1 pseudogene is annotated in these 223 nt (G+C 60.1%); it reads right to left on the minus strand.

Going from position 1 to position 223, the window contains the following annotated elements:
• Nucleotides 1-223: pseudogene (locus LI92_RS24140) on the minus strand (cellulase family glycosylhydrolase); the annotation flags it as partial.

Here is a 223-nt window from a genome sequence, read left to right on the forward strand (position 1 = left end):
TAACCGGCACCACCATCACCGAACAACCACCCACCGGCACCGCCGTCAGGATTCTCCGCAGTACCGTCCGCGCCGTCCCCGATCGCATACGAACCCAACAACTGGTTGACCAACCCACCGACCTGCAGACCGAAATCGCTGTTGATGAAGTTGTCGACGCCCGTGTGGATCGGGGTGTAAATCCACTCATCGAACAACTCGGTCAAACCCACCGGCGACGCCA

The sequence above is a fragment of the Mycobacterium sp. UM_Kg1 genome (genome assembly GCF_000972925.1).
In the GTDB taxonomy this organism is placed as follows: Bacteria; Actinomycetota; Actinomycetes; order Mycobacteriales; family Mycobacteriaceae; genus Mycobacterium; species Mycobacterium hiberniae.